The sequence below is a fragment of the Magnetococcus sp. PR-3 genome (genome assembly GCF_036689865.1).
Classification (GTDB): Bacteria; Pseudomonadota; Magnetococcia; order Magnetococcales; family Magnetococcaceae; genus Magnetococcus.
Genome location: NZ_JBAHUQ010000022.1, coordinates 1 through 15,131, shown reverse-complemented (window position 1 = coordinate 15,131; position 15,131 = coordinate 1). Strand labels below are relative to the sequence as shown.

The 15,131-nt window shown below is 49.8% G+C and carries 17 protein-coding genes; 6 read left to right on the top strand and 11 right to left on the bottom strand.

All coding sequences use genetic code 11. From position 1 onward, the window contains the following. Positions 1-26 precede the first annotated feature (26 nt). Entirely contained in the window at positions 27-1,862 is a 1,836-nt protein-coding gene (locus V5T57_RS13220; protein WP_332891702.1) for an SLC13 family permease, read from the bottom strand. 143 nt (positions 1,863-2,005) lie between these two features. On the opposite strand from V5T57_RS13220, the gene V5T57_RS13215 reads away from it, so the two are divergent. From V5T57_RS13215 to V5T57_RS13205, 3 genes are read left to right on the top strand one after another with little or no spacing between them, the layout of a single operon-like run. Beyond that, on the top strand, positions 2,006-2,617 hold the full coding sequence (locus V5T57_RS13215) for a TetR family transcriptional regulator (protein WP_332891701.1): 612 nt from the start codon (positions 2,006-2,008) through the stop codon (positions 2,615-2,617). Then, entirely contained in the window at positions 2,608-3,099 is a 492-nt protein-coding gene (locus V5T57_RS13210; protein ID WP_332891700.1) for a DsrE family protein, read from the top strand. Before V5T57_RS13215 ends, V5T57_RS13210 begins: the two co-directional genes overlap by 10 nt. 23 nt (positions 3,100-3,122) lie before the next feature. Beyond that, positions 3,123-3,503 carry a hypothetical protein gene (locus V5T57_RS13205; RefSeq protein ID WP_332891699.1) on the top strand — a complete coding sequence of 127 codons (381 nt, stop codon included), beginning with the start codon at positions 3,123-3,125 and terminating at the stop codon, positions 3,501-3,503. Here the strand turns inward: V5T57_RS13205 and V5T57_RS13200 are convergent. The 7 genes from V5T57_RS13200 to V5T57_RS13170 form a co-directional block, all read right to left on the bottom strand. Then, positions 3,500-4,297 (bottom strand): DUF4126 family protein, encoded by a 798-nt coding sequence (locus tag V5T57_RS13200; RefSeq protein WP_332891698.1) that lies wholly within the window; start codon positions 4,295-4,297, stop codon positions 3,500-3,502. The genes V5T57_RS13205 and V5T57_RS13200 overlap by 4 nt on opposite strands. A gap of 141 nt (positions 4,298-4,438) precedes the next feature. After that, a complete protein-coding gene (rfbA, locus tag V5T57_RS13195) occupies positions 4,439-5,311 on the bottom strand; it encodes a glucose-1-phosphate thymidylyltransferase RfbA (protein ID WP_332891697.1) in 873 nt (290 codons plus the stop codon). After that, entirely contained in the window at positions 5,311-6,381 is a 1,071-nt protein-coding gene (gene rfbB / locus V5T57_RS13190) for a dTDP-glucose 4,6-dehydratase (RefSeq protein WP_332891696.1), read from the bottom strand. Before rfbB ends, rfbA begins: the two co-directional genes overlap by 1 nt. A gap of 84 nt (positions 6,382-6,465) precedes the next feature. After that, positions 6,466-7,638, bottom strand: a complete 1,173-nt coding sequence (locus V5T57_RS13185; RefSeq protein WP_332891695.1) for a GGDEF domain-containing protein — start codon at positions 7,636-7,638, stop codon at positions 6,466-6,468. A gap of 39 nt (positions 7,639-7,677) precedes the next feature. Beyond that, positions 7,678-8,508, bottom strand: coding sequence for a carbon-nitrogen hydrolase family protein (locus tag V5T57_RS13180; RefSeq protein ID WP_332891694.1), 831 nt, complete (start codon positions 8,506-8,508; stop codon positions 7,678-7,680). An 11-nt stretch (positions 8,509-8,519) separates the two neighbouring features. Beyond that, positions 8,520-8,777: a glutaredoxin 3 gene (grxC, locus tag V5T57_RS13175; protein ID WP_332891693.1), complete on the bottom strand. Its 258-nt coding sequence runs from the start codon at positions 8,775-8,777 to the stop codon at positions 8,520-8,522. Between the two features lie 188 nt (positions 8,778-8,965). Further along, positions 8,966-9,712, bottom strand: coding sequence for a ComF family protein (locus V5T57_RS13170; RefSeq protein ID WP_332891692.1), 747 nt, complete (start codon positions 9,710-9,712; stop codon positions 8,966-8,968). 71 nt (positions 9,713-9,783) lie between these two features. On the opposite strand from V5T57_RS13170, the gene V5T57_RS13165 reads away from it, so the two are divergent. After that, on the top strand, positions 9,784-10,689 hold the full coding sequence (locus V5T57_RS13165) for a methyltransferase domain-containing protein (RefSeq protein WP_332891691.1): 906 nt from the start codon (positions 9,784-9,786) through the stop codon (positions 10,687-10,689). Positions 10,690-10,907: 218 nt separating this feature from the next. Beyond that, entirely contained in the window at positions 10,908-12,329 is a 1,422-nt protein-coding gene (locus V5T57_RS13160) for a GGDEF domain-containing response regulator (RefSeq protein WP_332891690.1), read from the top strand. 47 nt (positions 12,330-12,376) lie between these two features. Here V5T57_RS13160 and V5T57_RS13155 read toward each other — a convergent pair whose 3' ends face one another. Beyond that, complete coding sequence (locus tag V5T57_RS13155; protein WP_332891689.1) at positions 12,377-12,799, bottom strand: (deoxy)nucleoside triphosphate pyrophosphohydrolase; 423 nt, start codon at positions 12,797-12,799, stop codon at positions 12,377-12,379. Beyond that, entirely contained in the window at positions 12,796-13,236 is a 441-nt protein-coding gene (locus V5T57_RS13150) for a hypothetical protein (protein WP_332891688.1), read from the bottom strand. The genes V5T57_RS13155 and V5T57_RS13150 overlap by 4 nt, the downstream gene beginning before the upstream one ends. 86 nt (positions 13,237-13,322) lie before the next feature. Here V5T57_RS13150 and argJ point away from each other — a divergent pair, with 86 nt between their 5' ends. Beyond that, positions 13,323-14,540 (top strand): bifunctional glutamate N-acetyltransferase/amino-acid acetyltransferase ArgJ, encoded by a 1,218-nt coding sequence (argJ, locus tag V5T57_RS13145; protein WP_332891687.1) that lies wholly within the window; start codon positions 13,323-13,325, stop codon positions 14,538-14,540. A gap of 57 nt (positions 14,541-14,597) precedes the next feature. Here the strand turns inward: argJ and V5T57_RS13140 are convergent, their stop codons facing one another. After that, positions 14,598-15,026, bottom strand: a complete 429-nt coding sequence (locus V5T57_RS13140; RefSeq protein WP_332891686.1) for an OsmC family protein — start codon at positions 15,024-15,026, stop codon at positions 14,598-14,600. Positions 15,027-15,131: the final 105 nt, after the last annotated feature.

Below are 15,131 nucleotides of genomic sequence, written 5' to 3'. Positions count from 1 at the left end.
AGCCATCGTAAGACCATAGCAAGCCATTAGAACGGGAACATCCATGGTACGGCTATAAGGGTGATCATCATCACTAAAAGCTGTAAGGGCACACCAATCTTTACAAAATCATTAAAGCGATAGTTACCTGGTCCTAGTACCAAGGTATTGACAGGGGATGCCACAGGGGTTGCAAAAGCGGTAGAGGCCGCAATAGCTACAGCCATAAGTAGAGGATAAGCAGAGACATCCAACCCCTGTGCCGTACCTATGGCAATGGGGGCAATCAACACGGTTGTGGCTGTATTGGAGATAAACTGACTAAAGAGCGTGGTCAGGAAAAAAAGCCCTGCCATCAATGCCAATGGACCATATCCGCCAACACCATTCAACAACCCCTGTACCATAAGATCTGCCCCACCACTTTTTTGTAGAGCGGTTGCCATAGGCAGCATGCCCGCAATAAGAACCAAGGACTCCCAACGAACAGCATGATAGGCCTCCTCCATACTCAAACATTGAGACAACACCATAATCAAAGCAGCCAATAATACCGCAACAACAGTGGGCAAAAGCTTAAAGGTTAGAACAACCATCATCACGGCCACAATACTTAAAGCCAGCCACGCACGATCACGACTTGGGGCGACCTCCTCAATCTCTTTAGGCAGGCTCATAAGCATAAAATCCTGCCCTCTGGCATGCAGTAACTGAATCTGCTTCCAGCTCCCCCCTACCAACATGGCATCACCCGCCTTTAAGCGCGTCTCACTGTCTGGAGCGGGGAGCGGCGCACCTAAACGTTTGACCCCTAAAACACTTAATCCATAACGCTTACGGAACCGTATATCGGCTAAAGATTGACCGTTAAGACGTGACCCTGGGGGTATCAATACCTCAGCAATGCCCAACTCACGGGCAATTTGCCCAATCAGTTTTTCATCTAAAGGAAGCGGTAAAAGCCCCTGTTCCGTTTGAACGCGTGCTAAATTGTTTGGATTATTACAGACAATAAAAAGGGTATCCCCTTCAAGTAACGGAGTGCAGGCCAGTGCCGGAATGATCTTTTTGTGGGAAAAACGCCCGGCCCGCTCAATCCCCATCAGTGTACAACGATAATGGGTCCGAAAATGAACTTCAGAGACCGATTGACCAATTAGGGCAGAACCAGGTTGTACCAATAACCGCTTCATACGACCCCGAACTTGGTAACCTTCTGCAAGTTCTCGGCGTGACTGACGTTGTGCTTCTTCTGACCCGCGCCCAACACGCCGGTCAGGTAAAAGCATTCCCCCCACCAAAACCATATAAAAGATGGCAACCAGCAAAACCGTTAAGCCAATCGGGGTAAATTCAAAAAAACCAAAAGGGTCCATACCAGCATCGATCAAGGCCTGGCTTACCACCATGTTGGGTGGGGTTCCAATCAGGGTTAACATACCTCCGATCAGTGCTCCAAACGCCATGGGGATCAATAATTTGGAAGGTGCCATATCAACTTGACGGGCCAACCCCAATGCCACAGGCATAAAAATGGCGACTGCACCGGTTGAGCTCATAAAAGCCGAAAGCAACGCCACCGCCACCATCAATAACAAGGTTAAACGAACGGGATGATGTCCTGCCGTTGCCATCAACGTATGACCCGCATCAAAGGCCACACCTGTTTTAAACAACCCCTCCCCGATCACAAACAGAGCCGCGATCAGTACAACCACCGGGTTGCCAAACCCAGCCAGAGCTTCTTGCGGGGTGACCAACCCTGTCATTGCCAAGGCCAACATCACACCAATGGCAACAAGGTCCAGGCGGATACGGTCAGAAGCAAAAAGCACCACGGTTACCCCCAGCAGCCCAAATACCATCACCATATCAAAATTCATAACACGAACCCCATAAACGCCTATAACATCGACACTTTTAAACCACACAACAGAATGAAGATGTATCTATTCATCCTATTTTTGCAACCACTTCTTGCACATTTCACTTGACTAGAACGAACGTTCGTTCTAATCCTTTAAACATGGAAACACTGATCGATACCAACGCCACCCAAGGGCGTGTTCTGCAAGCGGCCTTAACCCTTTTTAGTCAACAGGGTTATTTTGCTACGTCCATGCAACAGCTGCAGAAAGAGGCAGGGGTGAGCATCGGCTCTATTTATCACCACTTTGGCAGCAAAGAAGCCATTGCCCAAGCCCTTTACGATACCCTGTTAGCCAGAATGAATACCGCGGTCGATGAGCGCATTGCCCAGCACAAAGATCATCATGGCCGGTTTAGAGCCTTAATTGAAATGCTCTTTGAAATGACAGAGCAAGACCCCATGGCCATGGGCTTTATTCTGAACGCACGACATCGTGAGTTCCTTCCCACAAGCCCTCCCATCTGTTCATCCCGCCCTTTTCAACAGATGAAACAGCTGGTGGAACAGGCCATGGCAGAGGGGATGATTAAACCCATAGAACCGTGGGTGGCCGCTGCACAAATGTTTGGTGGGGCTCTACGCCTGATCCATCTTCATTTAGACGATGTATTAGGCCAGCCTCTCCCGACCCTGACCGATGAGACTTTTCGGGCTGCCTGGAACGGCTTAGCCTATAACCCCTTACAAAGAGAAAAGATATGTGGATAATCCGTACACTTGTCATGACATTAGCCCTGATTCTTATTGCGCCTCAAACCCATGCTGCCCCTGATGATGCCGATGCGCTATCTGGCATTAAACAGGGCCGGGTTGTATGGGATATCAATATGGGCAGTGCCAACAAGATGGCTCTTTATCTTAAAGTTATTCGCCAAACCTACGATGACTTGGTCCGCCAAGGGGTGGAACCTGAGATGATTTTTGCCTTTCGGGGTCTCTCTGTGAAGGTGCTCTCCACCACCCCAGATGCGCTGCCGATGGATCAGCAACTGGATCAAGAAGAGGTATGGGAAATCCTGAAAGAGATGATGAGCCGCAAAGGGGTACGTATGGAGGCATGCAATGTCGCCACATCTCTGTTCGGTGTGGACAACGGTAGCTTACTCAAAGGGGTAAAGGCCGTTGGTAATACCTTTGTTTCCCTTATTGGGTATCAGTCCAAAGGCTTTGCCGCCATCCCCATCTACTAATATCAGGTACGTGTGAGGCCACCATGGAGTTTTTTGCAACCGCACCCAGCCCTTGGGGTGCCGAAGAGATTCAAAAACAGATCACCCCAGATCGGTTGCCCGTTTTTTGTGAAGCCATCGCCGTGGTGATACGCAGCGATGGCCATGGTGGCCACTACCACACCGACTGGGGTGAGTTTGAAATCACATGGCAAGCCATACGAGGTGGATTACGCATGTCCATGCCAACATGCCCCAATGTATTCAGTTGGAGCATAACCACCGCTTTACCGCCAGATGAGCAACAGCTTGTGGTACATGCCACCATAAACCGAACGGAACATGATCCAGATTTTATTGAGTCCCTAGAAGAGTTTGTACAGGCCTGGGTGGTAGGTATTCAAACCCATTCGTCACGCTGTTAGCGCCCCAACAGCTTACGTTTTTCATGGTCAAACTCGGCTTTGTTTAAGGCGCCATCATCCAACAACGCTTTAAGCTTAGCCAGTTGATCCAGTTTATCCCCCTCTTGTTCATCCAAAGTAACCGTCTGAGCATACTTTTTTTGTTCCGTGGGTCTGGGCACATCACCGCCCACAAGAGGGGGTTCTTTGCCTGCACCAAACAGACGACCAATCCAGCGGAACACCTTTTTAATCGCCCCCCAAATTTTGGGCAGTAACCATGCGGCAAAGATCAGGAATACGATCAGCCCACCCAGGAACCAAATAGGATGATTGAGTGCGGCGTATAACCCCCCAATAACGGCGACATCCTCCCCGATGGATGCAGCCCAGTTGCTTACAGGTTCAGGCGACGTATTAATCACCACACGGCTGCCTGCCTTGGTGGCATGACTGACCGTAGCCATACCCCCACCTAAAATGGCTACTGCCAACTCCATAGGGGCTCCCACTTCACCCACCGCACCCGCAGCTAACATGGCACCTGCAGGAATACGGACAAAGGTATGGATGGTATCCCACCCCGTATCTACCCCTGGGGTTTTGTCGGCGATAAACTCAACACAGTACATCACAGCGGCTGCGACCATCACCATAGGATTAGAGAGAATATCCAAATCCGGGGGTAGATCAATCGAGCCATTCGCGGCGGCAAAGCCAAGCACCGCCATGGTGGCATAAAGGTTAATACCACTGGCCCATGAGGCGCCCATGGTCAGTGCCAAAACTTGGATAATATGCTGATACTGCTCCATGAGACACCTCAGTTAAGATCACACAACACAGAGGGTAAGAACACAGGCCCCCACCCCTGCACAATGAGAGAGCCTACGCCACGAACGGATAAAGGAAACCAAACTATGGGTGCCCAAAAAAGAACAGTGGTTACCTCTATCTTAATCAGGATCTTCACAAACCCTTAACAGATACTGCCCATAGCCATTTTTAATGTAGGGCTGCGCCAAGGCTCGCAGTTGCTCAACATCAACCCACCCCATACGGAAAGCCACCTCCTCCGGACAGGCGATCTTAACCCCTTGCCGCTTATCCAGCGTCTCCACAAAAGAGGCCGCACGCAAGAGTGAGTCATGCGTGCCTGTATCCAACCACGCATACCCCCGACCCAACCGCTCCACCGTCAACTGACCATCGGCCAAATAGCAATTGTTTAGATCGGTGATCTCTAGTTCACCTCGGGGAGAGGGCTTTAACGCCTTGGCATACTCAACCACACGACTGTCGTAACAATACAAGCCTGTCACAGCGTAGCGCGATTTGGGTTTTTCCGGCTTTTCTTCAATACCCAAGGCTTTGCCTTGATCATCAAAATGCACCACACCATAGCGCTCGGGATCACGCACAGCATAGGCAAAGACGGTTGCACCTTTGTCCTGCAGAGCAACCCTTTGCAGGGTTTGGGACAGATCATGACCAAAGAAAATATTATCCCCCAGGATCATGGTACAGGGTTGATTATCCAGGAACTCTTCTCCAATGATAAACGCCTGGGCCAAACCATCGGGCGAGGCCTGTACAGCATAGGAGAGCTTTAATCCCCAGGCGGACCCATCCCCCAGTAACTGTTCAAACCTGGGGGTATCTTGCGGGGTTGAGATAATAAGAATTTCTCGAATACCCGCCAACATCAGTGTCGTTAGGGGGTAGTAGATCATGGGCTTATCGTAAACAGGTAATAACTGTTTAGAAACAGGAATGGTAACCGGATGCAACCGCGTACCTGAACCGCCGGCTAGAATAATACCCTTCATCACACGACCCCTTCTTCTATAACACCCAAACGTTGCCCTTGGTAGGTACCCGCTTGCACATGATCAACCCACTGGGCGTTGTCTAAATACCACGCCACAGTCTGCTTCAACCCCTGTTCAAAGTTGACAGATGGGCTCCAACCTAGCTGCTGCTCCAGCTTAGAGGCATCAATAGCATAGCGGAAATCATGCCCAGGCCGATCTTTAACAAAGGCAATCTGCTCTGTATAGCTCACACCATCTTCACGGGGTTTTAGTTCATCCAAGATCTGACAGATGCTTTTTACCACGGTTAAATTATTACGCTCTGCACGGCCACCAATGTTGTAGGTCTCACCAGGCTTTCCACGCAACAGGACCTGTTGTAGCGCGGCAGCATGGTCACCGACATAGAGCCAATCTCGCACGTTCTGCCCGGTTCCATAAACCGGCAACGGCTTTCCTGATACCGCATTGAGAATCATGAGTGGAATGAGTTTTTCTGGAAACTGGCAAGGGCCGTAATTATTTGAACAGTTTGTAATCAATACAGGCATGCCATAGGTTGCCTGCCAAGCCCGCACCAGATGATCCGACGCCGCTTTAGAGGCCGAATAGGGTGAGCTCGGATCATAGGGCGTCTGCTCAGTAAACAAGCCCTCATCATCCAAAGAGCCATACACCTCATCGGTGGATACATGTAAAAACCGGAAAGCCTGCTGGGCTTGCTCGCTTAAGCCCATCCAATAACTGCGCGCAGACTCCAACAACACGGCGGTGCCCAAAACATTGGTCTCAATAAAGGTCAAAGGACCATCAATGGACCGGTCGACATGACTCTCTGCGGCCAAATGCATTACAGCATCCGGCTGCTCCTGTTTAAAGAGCAGATCCATCGCCTGACGATCACAGATATTGGCATGAACAAATTGGTAATGGGGGTGGTCAGCCACAGCGTGTAGAGATTCAGGATTACCTGAGTAGGTTAACGCATCGACATTAATGACCTGACAGGTTGATGTATCCACCAGTTGGCGGATCAGTTCTGAGCCGATAAAGCCAGCTCCACCTGTAACAATGATCTTACGCATCGGTGGTGACTCCTTATAGTTGCAGAGTTGAACCATACAGCGATGCAAAGGGTGTGCTGTTTTGAACGTTGTTCTTAAAAAAACTTAGATAAAAAGCCCCGTCGGGGTCATATCCTCTTCGGTATCCCCGTAACAGATACGGTTTTTACCACTCTGTTTGGCCCGGTACATACGTTTATCTGCCAACTCGATGAGCTCATCCAAACTCTTTGTTTGATCACTCACAAACTCAGCCAACCCCAGGCTGGCGGTCACAGGTGCGCCATCAGGGCGGATCCCCAACCCCACGTCGGCCAACCGATCTTGAACATACATCATCTCTTCTGCTTTGGTATTGGGCAGTACAGCAATAAACTCTTCGCCCCCCCAACGCACCAAAAAGTCCACCCGGCGCATGCTGGATTGAATAGAAGCTGCCGCCTGCTTCAATACATCATCCCCCCGGTCATGCCCATAGGCATCATTAATTGACTTAAAATTATCCAGATCGATAAACACCAAAGAGAGTGCAGACTGATTACGCTCAGCTAAGAGATAGTATTTTTCCAACAGCTCAAAGCCTGTACCGCGGGTATAGGCTTTGGTCAGAGCATCATGGGACGATTTATGAATAATCTCACTCAAAAAATGTAACTGACTCATGGCAGAGATCAGTGTAACGCCACCAATTAAACCCAACAGCCACACCAAGCCCATGTGGGCATCCACACTGACAGTGCCAAAATCATATGCACCAAAGAACATCTCGGCCCCAACGGTGGGCAACATAAAGAGAATGCCCTCCAGCGCAGTCAGCGGAAAAACAGCCAAACCAGCAACCATCACAAAAGGCAAAAAGGCATAGCCTGTCACCAGGGAACGGGCAATTTCTGAGAGCATTAAGGGATATTCAGAAAACAGCGCGTGGGAGTAGATAAAAAAGGACATAGGAATGGCCAACATCGCGGCCAAGCCCACATAGGCATCCCGCAACCGGTCTGAACTATGAAAAACCAGCGCCAGCGCCCCAAAAGAACCCGCCGCGATCAAACGTGCCACTGCCAGAGCAGGCCAAACCTCTTGAGGAAGAAACAGCAGATCCAAGATCACCCATAACGGGGTAAGAATAGCAAAGATAGCAGAGACCATACGAACGCGGGAGATCATTAAGACAGCCCGCTGAGAAGCAATCAATTCGGTATGATACCAGGGGGCCAACAAACCTCTTGGGTCTGTTTGAGTATCCCCCAACAGTCGGTTAAGCAGCTGTTGAATCATGCGCAGCTCCTCCTGCTCTTTTCTCTCCCACAACAACCACTAGAGAACACGGTGGTCTAAGCAGGGGATCTGGGTTCGACACCGCTGTAACCGCTTAGGGTCCAACGGAGCCAACGCATAACCTTCACCATCGGCAACCCGCCCGATGACGGTTCCCCAGGGCTCAATGATCATAGAGTGCCCATAGGTTTTGCGGTTAGCCGGATGGCGCCCCCACTGATTAGGGGCCAACACATGGCAAAAATTCTCAACAGCACGGGCTCGGAGCAGCAACTCCCAGTGGGCATGCCCGGTGGTCAAAGTAAAGGCGGAGGGTACGGTCAAAATTTCTGCTCCGGCCTCGGTCAAACGACGATAGAGCTCTGGAAAACGCAGATCATAACAAACCGATAGACCAATTTTTCCAAACGGGCTATCCACTACCATCGGAAGTTTACCGGCCTGAATGATATCGGACTCCCGATACCCTTCCCCACCGTTAAGGGTCACATCAAACAGGTGAATTTTATCATACCGGGCAACCACCTGCCCTTCGGCATTGACCACATAACTGCTGTTCCCTACACGGCCAGACTCGCCAACATCTGTCGGAATGGTCCCCGCCACAACCCAGGCACCATGACGTTGAGCAAAAGCCTGAATCATCTTTAAACTTGGGCCCTGCTCGGGATCTTCTCGTTGTGCCAGTTTTTCAGACTCACTGGCCCCAAAAAAAGAGAAATTCTCCGGCAAAACAAACAGACCCGCGCCAGAAGCAGCAGCCTGTTCTAATAGATCTTCTGCCCGCTGAAGATTATAAGCCCGGTCATTGCCACTATTGGTTTGAATAACAGCAGCGAGTACCGGGCGGGCATGGGAACGAAGGGGCATGGATCGTACCTTTACAGACCGAGCAACGGATCCAACTCACCATCCAGCTCCAACTCATAAAGATCATCACAGCCACCGACATGGCGTTCACCAATAAAGATTTGTGGGACTGTGCGGCGACCACCCGACTTTTCCAACATCTGATCACGCAAACTTGGCTGTTTATCTAAATTAATCTCATTAAACGCTACTCCTTTTTTCTTAAACAACTGCTTGGCCCGCACGCAGAAAGGGCAAATGGTGGTGGAGTAGATGGTAATTTCAGCCATGGTCATTCCTTAACGAACAGAAGTGAGGTCATTTGACCGTATTAACTCTAACGAATTATGCGCTAGATCAAACTTACGAACCTATACAGCCCCCCTCTGGACAGGCCAGCGGAAGCTTCTCAATGTCGATATATGTTTCAAATGTAAACGATGCCCTGCCCTAGCGGCAAGCGCATTTGCGCTTCAAGTCATGGAATTGTAAACGGTGTGCGTTGATGCAAGGCCATGCCATGGTTCATGGCTTTGGCCATAACCATGACGGTGACCTCTTGAACACCAGCCTGCTTCAGTGCTTTTGCAGCTTCACTCACTGTTGCACCTGTGGTCATGGTATCATCAACAAGCAAGAGATGTTGGGGTGGTGACGCATCAAACTGCGCTAAAAAACTGTTCATAACATTGGCCTGGCGCTGTTTACGGTCCAAACGCGTTTGTGGACGGGTCATCCTGTGCCGCGTTAGATTATCTGTCCACAAAGGTTTCTCTAACCGTTTGGCCAGCTGGCCTGCCAATAGCGCAGACTGGTTAAAGCGCCTTTGCCGCAATCGTTTGGCATGTAATGGGATCGGCACAACCCCTTCAATGTTTAGCTCTCGCAGCTGCTCATGGCAACGTAGCCAGCCCCAAGAGGCGATGATTGCAGCCCAGCGGTTCTTATCGGCAAACTTGGCGCCCAACAATAGAGAGGAAACCGGCGGTTCATAAGGAAAAGCACAAATGGTACGATCTTGGATCAAGAGACGTTCCCGGCAAAAACCACAGCCATTGGGTAGTGCCATGGTCACCTCCTCTCCACAGCGGTGACACAACTGCAAAGGCTGCAGGGGTAAACACTGCCAACAACTTTCACACAGGCTATATTTATCCGTAACCCTCACACCACACAGAGGACAGCGACTTGGCAGCAGTAGATTTAGCCATGGATGATCGAACATCCCTTGCACCTTTGTTAATGGATTTGCACCATACTCACACTTACTGCTGCCCATGATACTAGGAGTTTGCCATGCAGCCTATGGTTCAGATGCCCACCCCCGTGACCGCCAAAATAGACCCTAAACGGGTACGACGCATACTCCAGCGGGCGTTACCCAACGCCCCTCTGCAAGATGGGCCCGTGCCAGAAACGGCGGTGGTTATGGCTGAGCGTCTTTCAGAAATGCGTATTCAACCCAAACGGCTACTGTTGCTGGGGTGCCGCGATACGGTTTTAACACAGGCCATTGAAAAACAGTGGCCTAAAGCGCAGCTCATTACACAAACCCTAGAGCCAGGTTGGGCCGCCGCCTTACGCCCAGCCCCCACACGAAAACTGTTCAAAACGGTCCAAGCCCCTTTTCTTTGTAGCGGTTTAGAGGAGCTCCCTTATGCAGATGGCAGTTTTGATGGTGTCATATCCAACTTAACCCTGCACTGGAGCCCGGATATGAAAAAAACACTGGCTGAGATCCGCCGTGTTTTACGGGGCAACGGTTTTTTACTGGCTTCACAACCTGGGAGTGAGAATTTTCGTGAACTCAGAGCAGCCTTAGCCCAACTGGACCAACAAAACCATGGCAAGCCTTTACCCCGACTACCGCGTGCTGTCGATATTCAGGATGTCGGAGACCTTTTAGCCAGTAGTGGATACACCTTACCTTTTACCGACAAAGAGGGCGCCAGTTTCCCCTTCCCCAACCTAGAGAGCCTTTTAGAAGAGTTTCGTTTTATGGGTACGGGCAATCCTCACCTACCTAGAGCAACAGGCCTCGCTGGACGTAACTGGCTGCAACAACTTGAAGCGATCTATAGGAAGCAACAACAGGTCACTGAAAATGGGCCTATTCCTGTCTCTTTGGATATTATTTTTTCCCTGGGTTGGAAAGCTGAAGATCCCGGTGGTAACAATATGTATCTTCCAAAAACCGATTAAATAAGAGATTATTTTCACAAACCTGTCACTCATAATTAGACGGTGCATGACAATAACCACTTCAAAACAGAACGAAAAGCGTTCTTGTTTATAATTCTTCACCATTTTTTCATTTACTTCATAGGTGAAGGGCCTAGACTGGATGAAGGGGTTTTGCACCGGAACATAACAAATTCATAACTCATTTTATCTTTTTAATTTCCGGCGCATGGGTAGCCATGACAACTAATACTTCACCAACGGATACTGACCTATTAAAATCTCTAACCGTCCTTTATGCTGAGGATAATGAAGAGATTCGCGAACAGCTGTGCATTTTTCTTCGCCGCAGGGTTGGTACTTTACTTGTTGCTGAGAATGGTGAACAGGGGCTGGAAAAATACCGCCAGCAACAGCCTGATCTCATTATCACCGACATCCTTATGCCTAAAATGGACGGCCTATCCATGGCCAGAGCCATCCGTAGCGATGACACCCACACCCCCATCATCGTCACCACGGCCTATAATGACGAAAATTTTTTCATGCGTGCCATTGAGCTGAGTATTGACCAATATGTACTCAAGCCAACGGACCCCCATCAGCTTATCGGCGCGGTTTTGCGTTGTGCCCGTAATCTTTGGCGGCAACGCGAACGGGAAGAGGCCAATGCCTACGCCCGCTTTCTCTTAGACATCCAAACCAACCCTCTGGTGGTTATTCGTGAAGGCATTATTGAGCATTTAAACAAGGCTTTTATTAAATTTTTAGGGGTTGAAGATCTCCGGTCTTTCCAAGCGCAACAACAGCTTGGTTTGGATGTCCTGCTCAGCCTGGGTGATCGAAGCTTTTCCTTAACCAAGGATAGTTCACAGATCAGCCAAGCTTTGCTGGAAGAGGGCGAGAACCAATCCATTGTCTACCTTCGCTGTGTAGGTGGAGAAGTCGATTGTGAGTGTAAAACAAATAATGGCCAGAGCAGCTTGGAGTTGCGACCGTTTGCGGCATCGGTCAACCGTTTGGAAGATCAGAATAAATTAATCTTCACATTTGCAGATATCGCCAGCATTGAATCCCACATGAGAAAGCTCGAAGAGATCGCCTTTACCGACGGTCTTACTGGTGTGGCTAACCGCGCACGGTTACAACAAATTTTAAATGCTGAGATGCAACGAGGAAGGCGCCACGGCAGCCCCTTTTCCATCATCCTTTTTGATATTGATCACTTTAAACGGGTTAATGATCGTTTTGGCCATCAAATCGGTGATGATGTCCTACGTATTCTCTCCCACGCCGTTGCAGAGAACTTACGAGCTTCGGATACCCTGGCACGCTGGGGTGGTGAAGAGTTTATGGTGATCTGCCCTGAGATCCACCTGGAGGATGCCTACCAACTGGCGGATAAACTGCGTCAGCTCATCGAACAGACACCTTTTCCTGAAGTTGGGCAGATTACCAGCAGCTTTGGTGTCACTGAATTTGAGTTGGAAGATCAGGCACGCAGCATTACGGAACGGGCCGATCGGGCTCTATACCGCGCCAAAGAGGGGGGACGTAACCGTGTTGAATCCGAAAAACCAGTGCCATCAAGCAAAGCCGCAAGGCCTCAGCCACTGCCACCTGCCCAGGGTACAAACTTAACGGCTGAAGATCTCATATAGCCAGCCCAGTGTTAGATCATGTAAAGATCGGCATAAACCCTGGCAGGCTAAGGGTAGGATTGCTGATGTTCGGCAAAGAGCTGTGCCAGCAACGGCTGATCAGCAGGGGGGAATGTAAGTTCTTTTAAAGAGGGCAGATCAAACCATTTAACAGCTTCAACATCTAAGGCCTGAGGGGTGCCCGTAAAAGCCCCCACCCGAAAGACAGGCATAAGCAGATGAAAATCCTCATAAGCATGGGAGACAAAAGCCCAAGGGCTAAGATCTTGAATTTTTAATCCAACCTCTTCGTCAATTTCTCTGACCAGCGCCTCTTCAGGGCTTTCACCCGGATGCAACTTACCACCCGGAAACTCCCAGTGTAACGCCAAATGCCCACCCCGTTTACGTTGGGTTAACAATACCTGTTGCTGGTGCATAATCAGCGCAGCTGAAACCAATAAAAGAGGCTTGCTCTCTCTCTTGCTCATTTGGAGAATAGCCGAGTAATAAAGCCTTTTTTGGCCTCACCATTGGCGGGTAGCTCACAACTTTCACTCTTCTGCCATTGAGGTACCGGCTCCGGTTGAGCTTTTGAAAAAAGCCACCAGGGTGTAATGCCACTACTCCCCCCACAACCACACCCAGCCCGTTTGGGATGGTACACTTTGATTAACTGGGGATCTTCCTGGCTTTGCACATAGACCATGGTGCTCCATATCCCCTTCTCTGCGGCCAGGATCTCTTCCACCAAGGTGTGATAATGCTGACTGGCCGCCTCTGCACTCATAGGGTCCACAGGTTGATCAAGTGCATCAGGCTGCACCACATACCATGCTCCCATCTGGTTCAACTTCTCACCAAGGGTACGAGCATCTTCCAGTCGAAACAGGCCATCAAAAGTGCCTTTTAGGCGTTCAGTAAACATCAATGCTTCCATCCTCAAGCAACTCAGGTCAGAATAGACAGTTCAGTGACTATACCTGTTTTGTACCATTTTGACGAGGCGTTCCCATGGCTGTCGGCACCCCCCCTACCCCAGAACTTCCACCTATTGCTGGTTTTCGGGCATCTGCAACCGCATGTGGTATTAAAAAAGATGAGATTTTGGATCTCACCTTGGTTGAGATGCAGCCCGGTACCCATGTTGCGGGGGTGTTTACCAAAAACCGTATTGTTTCTCCTACGGTAACGCTATGCCGAGACCGACTTCAAGAGGGGGAAGCGCGTGCGCTACTGGTGAATTCCGGTAACGCCAATGTCAGCAATGGCCCCAAAGGAATGCTGGATGCGCTTTCAAACGGTAAAACGGTTGCCGATACCTTAGACCTGCAAGATAACCGTATTTTCATCTCCTCTACAGGTGTGATTGGGGAGGCTTTACCTGCTCATAAAATCAACGCGGCCATCCCCACACTGGTTGAAAACCTCCAACCAGGCAATTGGTGGGAGGCTGCCAAAGGTATTATGACAACAGATACCTTCCCAAAGGCAGGTGTCCGTCACTGCATGATTGATGGCAAGCCGGTAACCTTGGTGGGAATGGCCAAAGGGTCAGGCATGATCCACCCCGACATGGCCACCATGTTAGCCTACCTGTTTACCGATGCCGCTATTGAGAGCGAGCTGTTACAAAAACTCCTTAATCAAGCGGTTAATGTGAGCTTCAACAGCATCACAGTTGATGGAGACAGCTCCACCAACGACACCCTCATGCTGTTTGCCTCTGGGGCTGCAGGACATACACCCATTGACACAGAAGAGGATGAACGCCTAGCCCCTTTTGTCTCTATGCTCAATGATCTGGCCATTGAACTGGCCCAATGGATTGTACGGGATGGTGAAGGCGCCAGTAAATTTGTCACGGTAACTGTAGAAGGGGCTGTCGATGAATCAGCCGCACGGCAGGTAGCCATGGGCGTTGCCGCCAGCTCACTGGTTAAAACAGCATTCGCAGGCTCAGACCCCAACTGGGGTCGTATCAGCATGGCGGTTGGGGCGGCTGGTGTTGCTGTTGAAGAAGATCTGATTGATATCTTTCTCGGCGATGTACAAATTGTCCAACGGGGTCAGCGCCACAGCGACTATACCGAAGAGCAGGGGCAAACCGTGATGAATGAAGAAGAGATTTCGGTGACGATCCAATTAAACCAGGGACATGGTCATGCAACCATTTGGACATGCGATCTAACCCATGGCTATATCAGCATTAATGCTGACTATCGCAGTTAAGTTGGTGAAAGTGTGAGTTTGTTAAAAAAGCCGCCGGGTCACCCCAGCGGCTTTTTTTTAGGCTTCAGACACACATGTCTCTACAACAAATTCAGGGGGATCCTGAATCACCTGTTTAACCGCACATTGGTTGGCAACCCGCACCAAAGCATCCTGATACTTCTCAGGAAAAGTAGGGGGAACATGAATTTGAATACCGATCTCAGCCAACCTTGGTTTGCCATCTGGCCCTTCAGCAAACTTTTGAGTTTGGGTTAAATGGATCCCCTCCGCATCAATCTCCCGTTTTTGACAAAACCCCAACACAAAGATACCTGCACATGTCGCCAGTGACGCTAAAAACAGCATAAATGGCTGTGGGGCTGACGCTTCTCCACCATCCATAACGGCCTGATCGGTTGGGATAAGGAAGCTCCCGAAGGAAGCATCCACTTTTTTACCACCGGCAAAGCTAACAGAGATATCGGGCAGATCCAAACTGGGCATAATGGGCTCCTGGCTTAAAAGAGGATTTCCATGATGATGCATGAGTGAACATCTCAAAATTTTATTTTCCCCATCCGGCTCAACCCAAACAACTTTTTTTTATCA

Excerpts from the sequence above, each read along its gene's own strand:
- V5T57_RS13220 (WP_332891702.1), bottom strand. The coding sequence starts at position 1,862 with ATGAATTTTGATATGGTGATGGTATTTGGGCTGCTGGGGGTAACCGTG.
- V5T57_RS13215 (WP_332891701.1), top strand. The coding sequence starts at position 2,006 with ATGGAAACACTGATCGATACCAACGCCACCCAAGGGCGTGTTCTGCAA.
- V5T57_RS13210 (WP_332891700.1), top strand. The coding sequence starts at position 2,608 with ATGTGGATAATCCGTACACTTGTCATGACATTAGCCCTGATTCTTATT.
- V5T57_RS13205 (WP_332891699.1), top strand. The coding sequence starts at position 3,123 with ATGGAGTTTTTTGCAACCGCACCCAGCCCTTGGGGTGCCGAAGAGATT.
- V5T57_RS13200 (WP_332891698.1), bottom strand. The coding sequence starts at position 4,297 with ATGGAGCAGTATCAGCATATTATCCAAGTTTTGGCACTGACCATGGGC.
- rfbA (WP_332891697.1), bottom strand. The coding sequence starts at position 5,311 with ATGAAGGGTATTATTCTAGCCGGCGGTTCAGGTACGCGGTTGCATCCG.
- rfbB (WP_332891696.1), bottom strand. The coding sequence starts at position 6,381 with ATGCGTAAGATCATTGTTACAGGTGGAGCTGGCTTTATCGGCTCAGAA.
- V5T57_RS13185 (WP_332891695.1), bottom strand. The coding sequence starts at position 7,638 with ATGATTCAACAGCTGCTTAACCGACTGTTGGGGGATACTCAAACAGAC.
- V5T57_RS13180 (WP_332891694.1), bottom strand. The coding sequence starts at position 8,508 with ATGCCCCTTCGTTCCCATGCCCGCCCGGTACTCGCTGCTGTTATTCAA.
- grxC (WP_332891693.1), bottom strand. The coding sequence starts at position 8,777 with ATGGCTGAAATTACCATCTACTCCACCACCATTTGCCCTTTCTGCGTG.
- V5T57_RS13170 (WP_332891692.1), bottom strand. The coding sequence starts at position 9,712 with ATGTTCGATCATCCATGGCTAAATCTACTGCTGCCAAGTCGCTGTCCT.
- V5T57_RS13165 (WP_332891691.1), top strand. The coding sequence starts at position 9,784 with ATGCAGCCTATGGTTCAGATGCCCACCCCCGTGACCGCCAAAATAGAC.
- V5T57_RS13160 (WP_332891690.1), top strand. The coding sequence starts at position 10,908 with ATGACAACTAATACTTCACCAACGGATACTGACCTATTAAAATCTCTA.
- V5T57_RS13155 (WP_332891689.1), bottom strand. The coding sequence starts at position 12,799 with ATGAGCAAGAGAGAGAGCAAGCCTCTTTTATTGGTTTCAGCTGCGCTG.
- V5T57_RS13150 (WP_332891688.1), bottom strand. The coding sequence starts at position 13,236 with ATGTTTACTGAACGCCTAAAAGGCACTTTTGATGGCCTGTTTCGACTG.
- argJ (WP_332891687.1), top strand. The coding sequence starts at position 13,323 with ATGGCTGTCGGCACCCCCCCTACCCCAGAACTTCCACCTATTGCTGGT.
- V5T57_RS13140 (WP_332891686.1), bottom strand. The coding sequence starts at position 15,026 with ATGCCCAGTTTGGATCTGCCCGATATCTCTGTTAGCTTTGCCGGTGGT.